This window comes from Sphaerospermopsis kisseleviana CS-549 (assembly GCF_028329225.1).
GTDB classification, from domain to species: Bacteria; Cyanobacteriota; Cyanobacteriia; order Cyanobacteriales; family Nostocaceae; genus Sphaerospermopsis; species Sphaerospermopsis kisseleviana.
In genome coordinates this window covers 16,943-33,357 of the sequence record NZ_JAQMTI010000068.1, presented here as the reverse complement: position 1 = coordinate 33,357, position 16,415 = coordinate 16,943, and the positions used below count along the sequence as shown (strand labels likewise).

Below are 16,415 nucleotides of genomic sequence, written 5' to 3'. Positions count from 1 at the left end.
GTCCCCAATCACCAGTCCCCAGTCCCCAATCACCAGTCCCCAGTCCCCAATCACCAGTCCCCAGTCACCAGTCACCAGTCCTTATTTCCAATCTTGACCAATGCGAATTGTCAAATCAGCACCTAAATCACCCTTTGCAGAAACTTCAACTTGACCTAAGCCTAGAATTTCTTGCAGTTCCGCCCCTGGGTGTGGATTTCCTTTTTGGGAAATGATCTGAGTTTGCCGCAAAGTATCAGGCCAATCGGGAATTGTGTAAATATTAGCAAAACCTTTGGATTTGAGATAGCTAATAACTTGTTCTGTTAATTGAGGTTGATTGGAAGCATTTTGAATAGCAATTTTGAGGCGAGAAACTGGACGGGAATCTGATTTTAAACCAGGTATATCCACCCCAACATAATCATTCAATAAGCTTTGTTGTCCAGTCAAATTCAACCAGTAACTATCTGGGTCTTTACTAAACTTACTAAACGTACCAGGTAGCATGGACATTTGAAAATTATCCCGTTCTACATTCACAGAAAAATTAGCCAAAGCCATCATTTCTTCCATTTTCAGGTTAGTGTCAAAATACTTCCGCATAATGCGAGTAATTTGAGGCAACCTGGGTAAAACGGTGGGACTATTTAAACGTTGAACTAAAGCAGTTATTAGTGCTTGTTGTCGTTGCACTCTTGGCAGATCCCCGATATTTGATTCCCGAAAACGAGCAAAAAGTTCTGCTTGTTCACCGTTAAGAGTTTGCCAACCGCTAACCAAATTCATCGACAAACCACCAGCATTGTCTTGATAATTCATCCCTTGGGGTACAAATACATCTACCCCACCCAACTGATCAACTAATTGCCGCAAACCGCTAGTAGAAATGCGAATATAGCGATCTATGGGAGCATTGCTTAAAGTCCGACTAACTACCCGTGCAGCTAATACTGGACCACCTTTAGCATTTGCTTCTGAAACCTTGGTTAATCCCTCATCTGGGAGGGCGATCATTGTCCCTCTGGGAATGGAAAGCACACGAATAGATTTATCACTAGGATTTAACCGAATTAATAACATCGTATCGCTGCTACCAGCAAAACTTTCTGGAGAACCGTCAACAGTACCCTTCACTGGTTCAATGCCCATGACTAAAATATTCATGGGTTTTGATAGTTGGTACTGAGAAAGTTTATTCCATAAATCCCCAGGTACTTTTACCTGATCTTTACTGGTAGTAGATCCAAAATCATCATCTTTGGCTTGCTCTAAATTACTCCAGAGGGGAGTCCATAAGGCCAAAGTTGACACCAATAAACCTGATAAAATAATACCAATAACAAAAGTTAATATCCACAATAGCCAGCGGGGCATTGTTAACCCTAAGCGATCGTAGAGTTCATTAGGGATAGCACCTACTGACTCAACGACTTGACGTGGATTATTTATTGACTGTGTTACTGGCTGTTTTGGTTGAACCTCTGTCCCTGATCCTGGTACTGGGGTAGGTATGACCTGATTTTCTACCCTTTGAAATTGTTGCGGTTGTGCCTCTTGATCTAAACCTGTTGTTTGTTGAGGTATAACTTGATTTTTGGACCATTGAACTTGTTTTATCACAATTGTCTCCCCACTCAACCACTCCCTAAAGGTATGTTAATGCAAGCTACAAATTCTTGTTGCTAGAGTTAGAGCTATCTATGCAGATTTTAGATTTTAGACTGTTGATTTTTAGATTTTGTTCTTGTCATCACCCTCGCATTTGCCACTAAGTTATAAATCTAAAATTCCCCAACACTCAGATTGATCAGTGAAGATTATCCCAAATTGAATGAATGTACACTTAATATTGTTAAGCAGTAAGTGTATATAACAACATGAGTCATTCATTGATCCCTGTTATTTTGGCGGGTGGTAAAGGTGAGCGTTTTTGGCCTCTTAGTCGCCGGGACAGACCTAAGCAATTTTTAAGTCTCGATGGCAGTTCTAAAAGCTTACTACAAGCCACCGCTGATCGACTGCTAACACTCGCAGGTGGTTGGGATCACCTGTGGGTGATTACTTCTAGCCAAATAGCTCAAGGAGTACGACAACAACTACCCGATCTGCCAGAGCAAAATTTGCTGATTGAATCAGAGGGTAGGGATACAGCCGCCGCCGTTGCTTGGACTAGTTTGGAAATTAACAAGCGTTACGGAGAAGACGCTGTTATTGGCTTTTTCCCCGCTGATCACTGGATTGCTGATCAAAAGGTATTTGCAAATACCTTGAGTGCTGCTACCCAGTTAGCGACTAGCACAGCAGCGATTGTCACTTTGGGGATCAAGCCTACTTTCCCGTCCACGGGTTACGGCTACATTGAACAAGGTGAAAAGATTGGTAGCTTTAATGAGTTGCCAGCTTATCACGTTCACCGCTTTACTGAAAAGCCCAACCGGGAAACGGCTGAGAATTTTTTAGCAACGGGTCGGTTTAGCTGGAATAGCGGTATGTTCGTGTTTCGGGCTGGGGTGGTTCTCAAAGAACTCCATACCCATGCCCCAGAAATTATCCGACCTTTAGAACAACAAGGACCCGATGTTTACCCTCAGTTGCCTAAAAAGAGTATAGATTATGCCCTGATGGAAAAGACAAGTCTAGCTTATGTTTTGCCAGTGGAATTTGGTTGGGATGATCTGGGTGACTGGAATGCCATCGAACGCCTACTGAAAACAGAGGATAATCCTAATGTGGAATTAGCTACCCATGTAGGGCTAGACACCCAAGGCGCTATTGTTTATGCTTCTAATCCAGATGATGTGGTAGTGACGATTGGGTTGGAGGATGTGGTGATTGTGCGCGATCGCAATGTTACCCTAATAGTAAACAAGGAACGCACTCAAGAAATTAAACAGATCCTCAAAACCCTGCAAAGTGATCCCCGATTTACTGACTTGCTGTAAAAGTTAAAACTGTTGGTAGATACTCACAATCATTGTTTTTAATTATAACTGGTGATTAGGGATTGGTGACTGGTGACTGGGGACTGGGGACTGGTGACTGGTTAATCAATTTTATGTTTTATAATCAACTCTTACCAATTACCAATTACCAATTACCAATTACCAATTACCAATTACCAATCACCAATTACCAATTACCAATTACCAATTACCAATCACCAATCACCAATTACCAATTACCAATCACCAAAATGTTTTTAACCCAAACTGTGCCTCGACAACGGGAAATTATTGAAGTAGTCCTTCGCAATGGTTGGGACTATATGCGACGGTTGTTGACTGGTGGTAAAACCGATGAACCTCAACTACCTACACCTGCGGTATTAAAAAATGTTTTGGTGGATTTGGGTCCGGTTTATGTCAAACTCGGTCAGCTTCTTTCTACCCGTCCAGATTTATTAAGTGCTGCTTATATTGAAGAACTATCAACCCTGCAAGATGAAGTACCCGCAGTTCCTTGGGGTGAAGTTGAAGTTGTGATCCGCAAACAGCTAAAGCGCCCACTGGAAGAAACTTTTCAAACAATTAATCATATACCAGTAGCAGCGGGATCAATTGCCCAAACTCATCGTGCTACTCTCTCTGATGGACGAGAAGTTGCTTTGAAGGTTCAAAGACCAGGTATTGATGTCACCATTGCCCAAGATATATCCTTAATTCAAGGTATTGCGGATTTGGTGGCGAGAACTGATTTTGGACAAATTTATGACATCAAATCTATTGCTGAGGAATTTACTAAAGCTTTAGAAGCTGAATTAGATTTTACAAGAGAAGCCGGTTATACAGACCAACTGCGGCGCAATTTATCCCAAGGTCGTTGGTATGATCCCACGCAAATTGTAGTTGCAGAAATTTATTGGCATTTGACTACAGAAAAATTATTAGTGATGGAATGGTTGGATGGTGTTCCGCTTTTAACAGCAGATTTAAATCCCGAAAATGCTCAAGATTCTATTGTTAAACGGAAAGGAATTACTACTTTATTATTTAGAGTATTTTTTCAACAATTATATATTGATGGCTTTTTTCATGCTGATCCCCATCCTGGCAATTTATTTTATCTGACGGATGGGCGTGTTGCTCTTTTAGATTGTGGCATGGTGGGTAGACTTGATCCCCGCACTCAACAAATTCTTACAGAAATGTTATTAGCAATTGTTGATTTGGATGCTCAAAGGTGCGCTCAGTTAACTTTACAACTTTCTGATTCTGCTCAACCTGTGATTTTATCTCGCTTAGAAAATGATTATGATCGAATGTTGCGAAAGTATTATAATGTCAGTTTAACTGAGATCAATTTTAGTCAAATAATTTATGAAATTTTACAAGTTGCTCGTAATAATAAAATTCGCTTACCCAGTAATATGGGTTTATATGCCAAAACTTTAGCAAATTTAGAAGGGGTAGCGCGTACCTTTAACCCAGAAGTTAATTTATTTGATGAAATTCAACCATTAATCACTGACTTGTTTCGTCGTCAGTTATTAGGAGATAGTCCGGTTCGTTCTCTTTTACGGACTGCTTTAGATATTAAAAGTCTCTCTTTACAATCTCCCCGGCAAATTGAACTATTATTAGACAGAGTAACATCAGAAACTCTACAATGGAATTTATCATTAAGAGGATTAGACGGTGTGCGCCGAACAATGGATGATGCAGCCAACCGTCTTTCTTTTAGTATTTTAGTAGGTTCTCTAATAATGGGAGCAGCAATTATTTCTAGTAAAGCTCAAACTTCTCAATTATCTTTTCTGAGCAGCTTGTTATTTGCTGCTGCTAGTTTATTAGGTTTATGGTTAATTATTAGTATTTTACGTTCAGGCCGTTTAAAGTAATTTATCTAAAGTGAGCGACATCGGACTGAAAATTGTGAATTTTTTAGGACTTACGCAAAAACTCTCCGCAACTCCTATTCCTCAGTCCAGTCAGATTCCAAATTGAATAGACTCAAGTGTACTTCATTAGACATCTCCACAATAGAATGTATTAATTTGTCATAAGTTGTAGAGGCGAAGTATTTGGGCGATAATTTAACGGAAAAATCAGACATCTAAATAAGCTGTTACACAGCTAAATTGTATAATCCTAATATTCTGAACTCTTGTTTAACAGGCAAGATGCCTGTTCCACTTATACAAATTAAATGCACAACAGCTTATCCCAAATGCTTCGCTCTGCCCCCATAAATAAGTTCCATAATTTCTTTTCTGGAGATGTCTATTAGACTGGGAAACGCTATATTAGTAGTATGCAGCAACCAAAAAGCCGAAAGAATACAATATATAAAATACAAGGAAATAATTTTTTATGTCAATAATTATAGCAGAAAAACTTTGTAAATCCTATCCAGTCGCCATTAAAGAGCCAGGAATTATTGGGACAATTAACCACTTTTTTCGCCGTAAATATCGTAATATTAACGCGGTTCAAGATGTTACCTTTACCATCGAACCAGGGGAAGTAGTCGGTTTTTTAGGACCTAACGGTGCTGGTAAAACCACAACTTTAAAAATGCTGACCGGTTTAATTCATCCTTCTAGTGGCCAAGTTCAAGTTGCTGGTTTAACTCCCTTTCGTCGTCAAGAAGCATTCCTACAAAAAATCACCCTAGTCATGGGACAAAAACAGCAATTACTATGGGACTTACCAGCAATAGATTCCTTAAAAATTAACGCCGCAGTTTACAACATTTCTGATAAGGAATTTCATCGACGAGTTGGTGAATTAACAGAAATGTTATCACTAGGAGGTAAACTAAATCAACCCGTCAGAAAACTTTCATTAGGTGAAAGAATGAAAGCAGAACTATTAGCCGCACTTTTACATCGTCCCCAAGTTTTATTTTTAGACGAACCAACTTTAGGACTAGATGTAAATGCTCAAGTAGGAGTGCGTGACTTTTTACGAGAATACAATCAACTTTATCAAGCAACAGTATTATTAACAAGCCATTACATGGCAGATATTACCGCTTTGTGTCAACGAGTGCTATTAATTCACCAAGGAAAATTAATGTATGATGGTAGCTTAGATAGACTCTTAGAAAAATTCGCACCCTATCGAGAAATTGATGTAGAATTATCCCAACCATTACCAGCGGAAAAATTAACTTCTTATGGTGATATTCAACTTTTAGAAGGGAGAAAAGTTAAATTTATAGTTGAAAGAGAAGCACTGACTCGCACCGTTTCACAAATTTTAGCTGATTTAGACATTATTGATTTAACAGTCACAGAACCACCAATAGAAGAAGTAATTGGTAGAGTTTTTCAAGCAGGTTTTGTTTAATAGCTGACAGGTGACAGTTTAATCAGGAATAGTTAATAAGAAAATTTGAGTAAAATATCTATGAAAAAACCTTTAAAAAAAATCCAAACCTTGCTCACTGTATATTATGCCTATATGGTAGAATATCGCTCAGAACTCATATTATGGGTATTATCTGGTTCTTTACCAATTATTCTCATGGGAGTCTGGATAAAAGCCGCCGCAGGAGGAAATTTTAGTTTAAATTCATTAGATTTTGCCCGTTACTTTTTCGCAGTTTTTCTGGCTAGACAACTGACAGTTGTTTGGGTGATTTTTGAATTTGAAAAACAAGTAGTAGAAGGTAAACTTTCACCTCGCTTATTACAACCCATAGATCCAGTATTTCATCATCTCGCTGGACATATTTCTGAAAGATTTGCTCGACTTCCTTTTGTATTTCTATTAATAGGATTCTTTTTTATCTTATATCCCCAAGCTTTTTGGATACCGACTTTACCTAACTTATTGTTATTTATCTTAGCTGCATTGCTGGCTTTTGCGTTAAGATTTTTAATTCAATATACCTTAGCAATGTTAGCATTTTGGACAGAAAGAGCTACAGCTTTAGAAACCTTTTGGTTTTTATTTTTTCTGTTTTTATCAGGTATGATTGCACCTTTAGAAGTTTTTCCCGAAGCAGTGCGAAATATTGCCATGATGACACCATTTCCTTATTTAATTAATTTCCCTGCTAGTATTTTAGTAGGTTTACCTGTAGATTTAACCAGAGGATTTTTATCAATTATAGCTTGGTTTATGATCTTTTTAGGTGCAAATCGCTTGTTATGGCGTGCAGGTTTAAAGCGTTATTCGGGAATGGGAGCATGAAAAATTGAAAATTGAAAATTGAAAATTGAAAGTTAGCTAATAAGTTTCTTGGTGCTAATATCTGCTTTTTTGACCATAAGTTTTATCAGATTTATTTACCGCAGAGGTGCAGAGAACGCAGAGTAAGAAAGATTATAAATTACTAGGAATTGTTTTAAATTTATCTGCTGCACCTAGTGAATAATCTTCTAGTTTAAAATCCGCAAAGGGTTTTTTCTCTAATCTATCTCTGAGTGCTTCATCTAATATTACTCCCTCGTCTTGTTTTTTGACTCCAATAATAATGATACTGCGTTGATAAGCTGTAGAATCTTGATTTGCTTGACAGTCTTTTCTCTGAAATTGTCCTAAGTTTAATAATCTATAACCTTGAACACTTGATGTATTACTAAATAATTGTTTCGCTAATAATTGAATTTGCTTTGAACGTTCTAACGCTCTACTTTGTTCTGTGTTCACATCACCTTCACAGGAAGCTGTACCTACAGAAATAATTTCACTGGGATTTTCCATTATTCTCTGTATTCCTTCTGCTTCTAACCGAGTTTTTAAAGCCTCAAGGTTAATAATTTCATCGTTATGTTTAATTTGAAAAGTGCTGCCTAGTTGCCATTTATATTCTACTGATAAAACTGCTATGTTAAATTCTGCTACTTTCCCTTGACTGTCTTTCCCTTCTTCATAAGGAAAATAATCAACTTGTCCTTTTTTAACCGGTGCTTGTCCATAGTCAGCAGGAACAACGGTAAATTTATTATTTCTGTTTGCCAGTGCTACTGTCCATAATAATAATAAGGAACATATTAAGGCGGTAAATAAGGCTAATAAGGGTAATTTTTCGGGTTGTTTTTCGGGAGGTTTAATTGTATTTTTGGTTGTGGTTGTTGGTGTGACTATTTCTGTTTTTAAACCACCCACTATATTGACTGTGGCTACGTTACTTCCTGTATATATATTTTCTAATTCTGTTAATTTATCTAGGATTTTTCTGGCATTTTCAGGACGTTTATTAAGTTCATTTGCCATTAACCAATCAATAAAATTTAATAGGTATGGGGAAACATGATTTGCTAAATGTCGCCAGTTTAAAATATCTAAATGAGCATCATATAATTGAGCAGGTTGACATCCTGTTAATAAAAATATAAAGGTGCGTCCTAATGCAAAAAAATCTGATTGGGGCAATGCTTGACCATTCATTTGTTCTCTGGGACTATAACCAGAAGAAGAAATAGATGTCATGCTGCCATTATTAGCAATATAGGTTTTTGTAATTTCTCTGGCTGTGCCAAAATCAATTAATACTAATTGTCCATCTGGACGAATCATTATATTAGATGGTTTAATATCTCTATGTAAATATTGTTGGTTATGTACTAATAATAAAATTTCGGCTAGTTGTTTTAACCAAGCTATTGCTTGACTTTCAGAAATGGGGCGGTTTTGTTGTTGTTTTAACCATTGTTCTAAATTCGGTCCTTCGATTTTTTCCATTACCATACAATGCAGGGTTAAACCTGCTCTGGTTTGATAGGTAAAATATTCTTCTGCTTGGGGAATACCAGGATGTTTTAATTGTCCTAAAACTTCTACTTCTTGTTGAAATAAAGAAACCGCTTTGCTATCGTTAGCTAATTCTTCTTTGAGGATTTTGAGAATTTTTGGTGTGTCTTGTTGGTAAGCTTCATAAACTTTACTAAACCCAGTTTTATCACTTAGTAAACGTAAAACTCGATAACGTCCTAATAATTCTAATTGAGAACCGCAACTTTGACAAAAGCGGTTTTCATCATTATCTGGGTGGTTAGGTTGAGGACAAATAGGATTTATACAGAGACTCATGATTGGTGATTGGTGATTGGTGATTGGTGATTGGTGATTGGTGATTGGTGATTGTTTCTGTCAACTCCAATCTAAAATCTAAAATCTAAAATTATTCTGAATCCAGACTCCTGACTCCTTCATTTTTGTCTTGCTAAAAATTCGGCGACAGTTTGATTAAATTCTGCTGGTTTGGTTAGAAATGGCCAATGATTTCCAGGTAATTTTTTAAAGGTGAGGTTTTTCAGGTTGGTTTTGTAGGGTTTAATTTGCCAATCTTGGCGGTTTACTCCTTTTTCTGGTTGAATAAAGAGGGCAGGTGTATCAACAGGAGTAATAAAACCTGGTACTTCTAAGACTGCATCAAAAATACCATCACGGGCAGAAATTGTAAATTTACTACCCCAAGTTCCATCGGGTTTTTGTTCTATTCCCGCTTGAAAAACTTGTTGCTGTACAGCACTCCAGTCTTGAAATTGACTTAGTTGTTTGATTTGTTGTTCCGCTTCTTCGTAACTGGTAAATGGTCCCATAGTTTTTAAGAATGGTAGAACTTTATACAACAAAGGAAAAGTTAATTTTAGTAAACTGGGCATTTTCCAGATGAAAATTGGATCTACCAAAGTGATGCTTTTTAAGCGTTTTGGGTTTTGTCGCGCCCAAATAGCAGCTAGTTTACCTGTCCAAGAATGACTGACAACATGAGCAGCATTCCATCCCAGGTGATCCATTAATGCTTCTATGTCAGCGATCGCACTTTCAAAACTATAATCTTTCTCTGGTTTACTACTCTCACCATGACCACGCATATCTGGGGCAATTATATGGTAATCAGCCGCTAAATAATCTCCTAAACTCGACCAAACCCAAGCATTATCAGCCATACCATGTAATAACAGCAATGGGTTTTGACCTTTGTTCCATTCCAAGTAAGAGATTTCAACGTCAGATTTTGACAGTGTTTTGCGTGTAGGCATCATTTGGTAATTCATAATAAATACAGCAGGAGTCAGGAGTTACTTATTTGAGATTTTGGATTTTGGATTTTGGATTGTTTTTGTCAATTCCAATATAAAATCTAAAATCTAAAATCTAAAATCTAAAATTTTCTTTCCCAGTCACCAGTCCCCAGTCCCCAATCAAAAAATAGAATTTTCCGAGGATCTTAAATTAAAAATACTATGCCAGAAATATACCAATCAATTGCCCAACATTACCACGAGCGTACTAAATACGACCCGGAGACATTAGCTGGGAAAAATCAGGAGTTAGACTGGGCTAAACAACCAGTACCATTTAAAGAATACAAAATTGGCGCTGATTTTGACCTTAAACCCTATTTACAAGAAGCACCAGAGGCTTTTAACCATAATCCTGATGTTAGATGGTGGCGGAGACTTTCGCAACTGTTATTTCACAGTTATGGACTGACTGCGAAAATGCCTTCTATGGGTAGTGCAGTTTATTTTCGCTCTGCTCCCAGTGCAGGAGGTTTATACCCAGCTGAAGTATATTTAGTTTCCCGTGGTACAGCTTTGTTACCTGCTGGACTTTATAACTATCAATGTCGTACTCATTCTTTAAAACAATTTTGGGAAAATGATGTTTGGACAGCTTTACAAGCAGCTTGTTTTTGGCATCCTAGTTTAGAAAATACTCAACTCGCTATTATTACTACTGCGGTTTTTTATCGTTCTGCATGGCGTTATGAAGATCGAGCTTATCGTCGCATTTTTCTTGATACTGGACATCTTTTAGGTAACATTGAATTGGCAGGATCAATTACTGATTATCGTCCTCATTTAATTGGTGGTTTTGCAGATGAAGCTATCAATGATCTACTGTATATCGATCCAGAACAAGAAGGTGCAACTGTAGTGATGGCATTGGCAGATTTATTAGATATTAAACAAAATTTGCCTTTAGGAAAAACCGCCTTACCTTCATTAACAGAAACTAATTATCCTTCCATTCCTGATGGAAAACTCTTAAAATATTTTCATGTTCACACCCAAATTAAATCTGATGAAAACAGTAAAAAAAATGTAGCCACTACCAAACCAGAAAAAACTTTAGATGATAAATATAATTTTCCTTTTTGCGACAAACTTTCTACTGTCACCACACCAATTGACTGGGGTAAAAATTTTGTAGATTTAGAAAATACTATCTATAAACGTCGTTCTACTCGCTCTTATAGTGGTGAAAAATTAACTTTTGATGAACTGAAAGCTTTACTCGATTTTACCTATCAACCACAAAATTATCTGGATCAAAATTTAGATACTGCTCCTGATTATTTTGACCTGAATTTAATTGAAACATTTATTGCTGTTTCTGGTGTTAAAGGACTAGAATCTGGCTGTTATTATTATGCACCAAAAGCCCAAGAATTAAGACAAATTCGCTTTAAGAATTTTCGTCGTGAGTTGCATTTTCTTTGTTTGGGACAGGAATTAGGACGAGATGCAGCAGCGGTAATATTTCATACTGCTGATTTAAAAACAGCTATAGGACAATATGGCGATCGCGTTTACCGTTATTTACATCTCGATGCCGGTCATTTAGGACAAAGGCTTAATCTAGCAGCGATTCGCTTGAATTTAGGAGTTAGTGGTATCGGTGGTTTCTTTGATGATCAGGTAAATGATGTTTTGGGTATTCCCGCTGATGAAGCAGTTTTATATATAACTACTTTGGGAAAACCAAGGTAAGGCAATTTTGGATTTTAGATTTTGGATTTTGGATTGCAAAAAATTAGATCCCCGACTTATTAAACATAATTAAACAATTGGGGATCTGAATTTTATTAAACTTCCGGTTCAACACCTAAAGCACGCAATTGGGCAATTAAACGCTCATTTTTTAGGCGTTCCTGTTCAGCCTTTTGGCGTTCCTGTTCCGCCCTTTGATATTCCTGTTCTGCTCGTTCTTCTCCACTTAACAACAAATTACCATCTAAATCCCACCAACGTAACCAAGGTAAATCTACATTTTGATATTCACTTTGCCAAATTCCTAACTCAACACCTAAAGCTGGAATAGGATAATGTCCCCGTTCATTTGCTGGTAATAATTGGTATTTATTTTCAATTAAATGATAAACTTCCACACTGGCTTTATTCACTTCATAAATACCATAAAAAGCTGGATGTATCACCTGTTCATAAATCCAAAATTTTCCTTTCCACGGTGTTTGATCCCGTTCTTCATCGCCATTCCCAGAAACAAATTCTAGAACAATTAATGGTGAAATATACTCTTGCCACAGGACATAAGAACGGCGCATTTGACCATTCAAACTAGGAGGCACATTAGGCACATAAAACCAATCTGGTGCTTCTGCACCCCGTTCTGGAGGATCGGTCATACGCCAGTAAATGCCGCTATCTTGACCTATACAATATTGTCCGTCAGGATGGATTTTCTGCAATACTGGTTTAATAGATTCTGTTAATAGAATGCTTTGAGGATGTTCCTGAAAATTTTTCACAAATGTACCATCAGACTCTGGTAATTGAGTATGATCTGGAAGACTAATTCCAGATGTGGGAAGATTTGTGGTAGAGGTCATATACCCCCCTGCGAGCGTGGTTTTTTAGTGTAGCATTAAAACTTCCGTTTTACCATCAATTTTCACAAGCCCAAAAAATTGGAATCCTGCACTTGGTGGTTGATTTGATTTAATATCATTATCAATCAGATTAACAGCCTAATTATCTTGTCGCACTCCACCCACCACAGGTTTCACTTCATCTGAAGAAAATGGATCAGTACCACCTTTCCAGTTAAAATCACTAATACGAATACTAAAACCACCTAATTCTAAAACTGGATTGTAACGCAAGGTGATGCCATAGGTGCGGCGGTTATATTCCAGAATATAATCTGTACTACTTTCTTTACCTGTATCTAGGTTGATTGATGTTTGAAAGCCTAAACGAAACGGTCCATATATTTGTTGGGAAATACCAGCACTCAAAACTTTGTTATCAACAGAACGATCAAACAAAAATGGTGATAAACCGCTGTTGAAACCTTGGGAATAACTCACATTAAAGGCAGTATAATCAAAAAATGGGCGAGAAAAATGACCTATCTGGCCAACTAAACCAACAGTACCAATTAAGGTACTTTGATTATCGCCACTGGTGTAATAACTGGTTGTACCCGTCACACCCGCGATCGCCTGCAAGTAAGGTACTACAGGATTTGGTGTATATTTTAATCCTTCCTTAGCAGTAGCTGGTAATGGTTTTCCCTGCCATAACAAAAAACCAGTATTTAGAGCAATACTACCTTGTAACCGACCTAAAGAAACACGGTTATTTTTCCGTTGTGGCTCTAGTAAATCGGCACGATCTGTATTAGAATTAATATACTGAGCGCCTCCTTGATAGCTAAGATTAATGCCACTTTTTCCCAGAGGAATAATCGGAGAAGTGATTACACCACCCAAACTACTCTGCACAGTTTGGAAACCGAGAGTACCATTGTAAAGGCGATCGCGGTAGCTATATTCTAAATTCAATATATGAGGATTTACCTCACCCCAACTCTGACGTAACCGTAAACTCCCCTGCAAATTATCCTCTAATTTATTCACATCCAGACTTGTTAATTCTCCTACTCCTTCCACCTTAGTTTTTGCATTTAACACAGTATTTAGCTTAGTTTTTACACCCAACAAACCAGGAATATTACTATTATCTTGAATAGCTCTCTGTACAAACAATTGAGGTGTAATCAACCAACGAGTTTGATCATTATTAATCGCTAAGAAATTCCGTTCTACATATAAACCCCCCCGTTTACCATTATCATAACCAGGAGAAACAAGAAAAGGATTAATATCCCTTTCTCGACGGTCAATTTTTTGGTTATCAATGGGGATAGGTAAGACAAAATTCTGGTCAAAAACTAAACGTTGACGCTGAGTAGTTACCCGATCTACCAAAGGTGCTTCTCGCGTCAAAGTCACTTTAGAAGCTCGTAACTCTAATTCTGGGGGTGAAAAAGGATCATTGGTAATCCGCACATCCTCAGCTTGCCAACCACGGGGATAAAAATCAATGCGTTGGGCTTGAAAACGCAATCTTTTGACCATACCACCGGATTTGGCTGCGGGAATATTTCTGGCATCTGCTTGACCTGCAAAATTCACATCAATACCACCGGGACTGCTGACACCAGTAACAGGTTGATTAGCACGAATCCGGTCACTAGGTGGACGACTAGGTACACCACCTGCGGTAATATCTGTAGTTGGGGAGGGAGAAAAAGCAAAATCAGCTTGAGTTGTGGGGATGTAAATTTCGCCCCTGCCATTTTCCAGATCCCCACTATCCTGAACAAAATTATAAGTAAAGCGTTCTCCCCGTAATACCTGATTACCCCTAGTTAAAGCAACATTACCTTCCCCCACAGCAATTAAATTATCCAAATTTACTTGTAGGCGATCGGCATCTACCACCGCCCCATCAAATCTAACCACCACATTACCTTCAGCCGTAACGATTCGTCTTTGCTCATCATATTCTTGGCGGTCTGCAATTACTTCTATAACTCGTTGTCTTACTTGTGGCGTATTCCCAGCAGGTTGATTTGGCGGAGGAAATTCTACAGTAGTAGAAGTTGATGGTTGGTTATTTGAATTACGTGGCTTAAACTCAATAATATTTTGTACTAGGAGAGAACTGGACGTATTTTCTCCCGTCTTTGTAGAGGCGGAAATATTAATCTTCTCCCCTGATTTGTATATATTTACAGGATTTTGATGTTGGCTTTTATGTTTTACTGGGTGTTTTACTGGGGCTGAAGTTTTGATCATAACTGGTGACTCAGCCAACCATATATTGTTTGTATTGGTAACTTCACGAGAAATTTGTGGAAATGTAGCCCCCGGTGTGTTGTCAGCATCCGCATCTTCCTTTTGGGAAGTACCAACTATCAAAGATTTTCTCAAAAGCCCCCCACTTCTAGAAACAATCAGAGGGGAAAATGTTGGCGGTACAGTTTCTGGAACAGAATTTGAGGATAAGCTTTTGCTAATTACTGCATTATCTTGATTAGTTTGTGTGGGAGTCACCAGACCATTAGCAGTCTCGATATTTCCTGAAGTCGCAAGTTGCTGCGTCCCAGTTTGCTCTTCTACCACAGAAGCAGAAGCGAGAAGATGGCCAGGTTGGATGTATTCTTGAACAGGAGGTGAGTCAGGTAGCAAAACTGGATGAAGCATATCTTGTGGAAAATCGAGCTAACAACAAGCCAGATATGAAAAACCAAATATTTAGCCGGAAGGATGATTTACACTTGGCCTTCCGACTTTTGCCTTCTGCTGACTTGTAGCAAGCCGCCAAAAGGACGACACAGTATCATTTTCCAGATTTGTGCCAGTGTTTAGGCATTGAGTGTCTTCCACCTTCCAGCAGTTGCAGTTGATAACAGATGATTTGTTGTGTTCCTATTCTAAATCCCGACGGCCAGGGTTGCGAGCAGGGTCATTTGACAAAAATCCAAACACAAAAATTCCTATGAAGAAGGCAACAACAATATAAACAGCGATTTTTAAAGTCACCATAGAATTATCTCCCAGGGGTAAGACAAAAAACTTTTCAGCAATCTCTATCTTACTCACATCTGGTTCTTTTTTGGAGGTATGTTTCTAGGCAGGGGGCTGAAGAAATAATTTTCTATTCCCTATTCCCTATTCCCTATTCCCTATTCCCTACCTCTCTACACCCTAAATTTAAGAATACTGCACCATTTCTTTAGCTGTCCGGCTTTTAATCACTTTTGCAGGTATACCAACAGCGACGGAATAGGGAGGAATATCTTTAGTGACTACTGCTCCTGCACCAATTACGCTACCCTTGCCAATAGTTACACCATCTAATACAGTAACTCCATGTCCTAGCCAACAATCATCCTCAATCACAATTCCCTGACGGGTAACGCCCTGTTTTTGCATTGGCAATAATGTATCTGTAAAATTGTGATTATTTGCATATATACCAGATTGAGATGCGATCATACATTGCTTACCAATCGTAATATTTCCAGGTCCAGCAATACAGACATTTGGTCCAATGAATGTATCTTCCTCTATGTGTATACAAGTATTTTCCAAACAGCCTATATCTACGTTACGCTCAATTGCTACTCCATTTCCTAAATAAATTTTATTGTTTGGGTGTCCTTTGGCATCTAAACGCACATTTTTAAAGATGTGTACTCCATTACCAATTTCAATAGAGGTGGTAGAGAGAAATTCTGCACCATGCTGAATGTACACCCTCTTACCCATAGCTGCAAAAAGACGGCGATATACCAACCTTCTCAGTTGTGGACCCAAAAGAATTGACGGAATATCACCTAATAAGGTGGTTAATAAAAGTCCTGGTAGTCGCTGTAATTTGTCAGAATATAATTGGTTAATCATGGCTACAAATATCTCACATAAGTTTTGTGTGA

At 38.0% G+C, this 16,415-nt stretch carries 12 protein-coding genes; 5 read left to right on the top strand and 7 right to left on the bottom strand.

Translation table 11 applies throughout. From position 1 onward, the window contains the following. Nucleotides 1-81: 81 nt before the first annotated feature. Entirely contained in the window at nt 82-1,602 is a 1,521-nt protein-coding gene (locus PN497_RS04900) for an LCP family protein (protein WP_096566937.1), read from the bottom strand. A gap of 257 nt (nt 1,603-1,859) precedes the next feature. Here PN497_RS04900 and PN497_RS04895 point away from each other — a divergent pair, with 257 nt between their 5' ends. The 4 genes from PN497_RS04895 (at nt 1,860) to PN497_RS04880 (ending at nt 7,121) form a co-directional block, all read left to right on the top strand. Beyond that, complete coding sequence (locus tag PN497_RS04895) at nt 1,860-2,924, top strand: mannose-1-phosphate guanylyltransferase (RefSeq protein WP_096566935.1); 1,065 nt, start codon at nt 1,860-1,862, stop codon at nt 2,922-2,924. A gap of 251 nt (nt 2,925-3,175) precedes the next feature. Then, nucleotides 3,176-4,819, top strand: a complete 1,644-nt coding sequence (locus PN497_RS04890) for an ABC1 kinase family protein (RefSeq protein WP_096572624.1) — start codon at nt 3,176-3,178, stop codon at nt 4,817-4,819. Between the two features lie 472 nt (nt 4,820-5,291). Next, nucleotides 5,292-6,272 (top strand): ABC transporter ATP-binding protein, encoded by a 981-nt coding sequence (locus tag PN497_RS04885; protein WP_096566933.1) that lies wholly within the window; start codon nt 5,292-5,294, stop codon nt 6,270-6,272. Between the two features lie 60 nt (nt 6,273-6,332). Further along, nucleotides 6,333-7,121, top strand: coding sequence for an ABC transporter permease (locus PN497_RS04880; protein ID WP_096566932.1), 789 nt, complete (start codon nt 6,333-6,335; stop codon nt 7,119-7,121). Nucleotides 7,122-7,253: 132 nt separating this feature from the next. Here the strand turns inward: PN497_RS04880 and PN497_RS04875 are convergent, their stop codons facing one another. Both PN497_RS04875 and PN497_RS04870 read right to left on the bottom strand, forming a co-directional pair. Beyond that, nucleotides 7,254-8,963 (bottom strand): serine/threonine-protein kinase, encoded by a 1,710-nt coding sequence (locus tag PN497_RS04875; protein ID WP_096566930.1) that lies wholly within the window; start codon nt 8,961-8,963, stop codon nt 7,254-7,256. A 119-nt stretch (nt 8,964-9,082) separates the two neighbouring features. Then, nucleotides 9,083-9,919, bottom strand: coding sequence for an alpha/beta fold hydrolase (locus PN497_RS04870; RefSeq protein WP_096572623.1), 837 nt, complete (start codon nt 9,917-9,919; stop codon nt 9,083-9,085). A gap of 204 nt (nt 9,920-10,123) precedes the next feature. Between PN497_RS04870 and PN497_RS04865 the strand changes: the two genes are divergently transcribed. After that, nucleotides 10,124-11,656: a SagB/ThcOx family dehydrogenase gene (locus tag PN497_RS04865; RefSeq protein ID WP_096566928.1), complete on the top strand. Its 1,533-nt coding sequence runs from the start codon at nt 10,124-10,126 to the stop codon at nt 11,654-11,656. A gap of 95 nt (nt 11,657-11,751) precedes the next feature. Here PN497_RS04865 and PN497_RS04860 read toward each other — a convergent pair whose 3' ends face one another. The 4 genes from PN497_RS04860 to PN497_RS04845 form a co-directional block, all read right to left on the bottom strand. Continuing rightward, nucleotides 11,752-12,516, bottom strand: a complete 765-nt coding sequence (locus tag PN497_RS04860) for a Uma2 family endonuclease (RefSeq protein ID WP_096566926.1) — start codon at nt 12,514-12,516, stop codon at nt 11,752-11,754. A gap of 138 nt (nt 12,517-12,654) precedes the next feature. Beyond that, nucleotides 12,655-15,180, bottom strand: a complete 2,526-nt coding sequence (locus PN497_RS04855) for a DUF3769 domain-containing protein (RefSeq protein ID WP_096566924.1) — start codon at nt 15,178-15,180, stop codon at nt 12,655-12,657. A gap of 225 nt (nt 15,181-15,405) precedes the next feature. Further along, nucleotides 15,406-15,522 carry a photosystem II reaction center protein I gene (locus PN497_RS04850; protein WP_096572622.1) on the bottom strand — a complete coding sequence of 39 codons (117 nt, stop codon included), beginning with the start codon at nt 15,520-15,522 and terminating at the stop codon, nt 15,406-15,408. Between the two features lie 168 nt (nt 15,523-15,690). Next, on the bottom strand, nt 15,691-16,383 hold the full coding sequence (locus PN497_RS04845) for an acyltransferase (protein ID WP_096566922.1): 693 nt from the start codon (nt 16,381-16,383) through the stop codon (nt 15,691-15,693). Between the last annotated feature and the right edge of the window lie 32 nt (nt 16,384-16,415).

Bases quoted from the DNA above. Each gene is read 5' to 3' on its own strand.
- PN497_RS04895 (WP_096566935.1), top strand. From the start codon at position 1,860: ATGAGTCATTCATTGATCCCTGTTATTTTGGCGGGTGGTAAAGGTGAG.
- PN497_RS04890 (WP_096572624.1), top strand. From the start codon at position 3,176: ATGTTTTTAACCCAAACTGTGCCTCGACAACGGGAAATTATTGAAGTA.
- PN497_RS04885 (WP_096566933.1), top strand. From the start codon at position 5,292: ATGTCAATAATTATAGCAGAAAAACTTTGTAAATCCTATCCAGTCGCC.
- PN497_RS04880 (WP_096566932.1), top strand. From the start codon at position 6,333: ATGAAAAAACCTTTAAAAAAAATCCAAACCTTGCTCACTGTATATTAT.
- PN497_RS04875 (WP_096566930.1), bottom strand. From the start codon at position 8,963: ATGAGTCTCTGTATAAATCCTATTTGTCCTCAACCTAACCACCCAGAT.
- PN497_RS04870 (WP_096572623.1), bottom strand. From the start codon at position 9,919: ATGCCTACACGCAAAACACTGTCAAAATCTGACGTTGAAATCTCTTAC.
- PN497_RS04865 (WP_096566928.1), top strand. From the start codon at position 10,124: ATGCCAGAAATATACCAATCAATTGCCCAACATTACCACGAGCGTACT.
- PN497_RS04860 (WP_096566926.1), bottom strand. From the start codon at position 12,516: ATGACCTCTACCACAAATCTTCCCACATCTGGAATTAGTCTTCCAGAT.
- PN497_RS04855 (WP_096566924.1), bottom strand. From the start codon at position 15,180: ATGCTTCATCCAGTTTTGCTACCTGACTCACCTCCTGTTCAAGAATAC.
- PN497_RS04850 (WP_096572622.1), bottom strand. From the start codon at position 15,522: ATGGTGACTTTAAAAATCGCTGTTTATATTGTTGTTGCCTTCTTCATA.
- PN497_RS04845 (WP_096566922.1), bottom strand. From the start codon at position 16,383: ATGATTAACCAATTATATTCTGACAAATTACAGCGACTACCAGGACTT.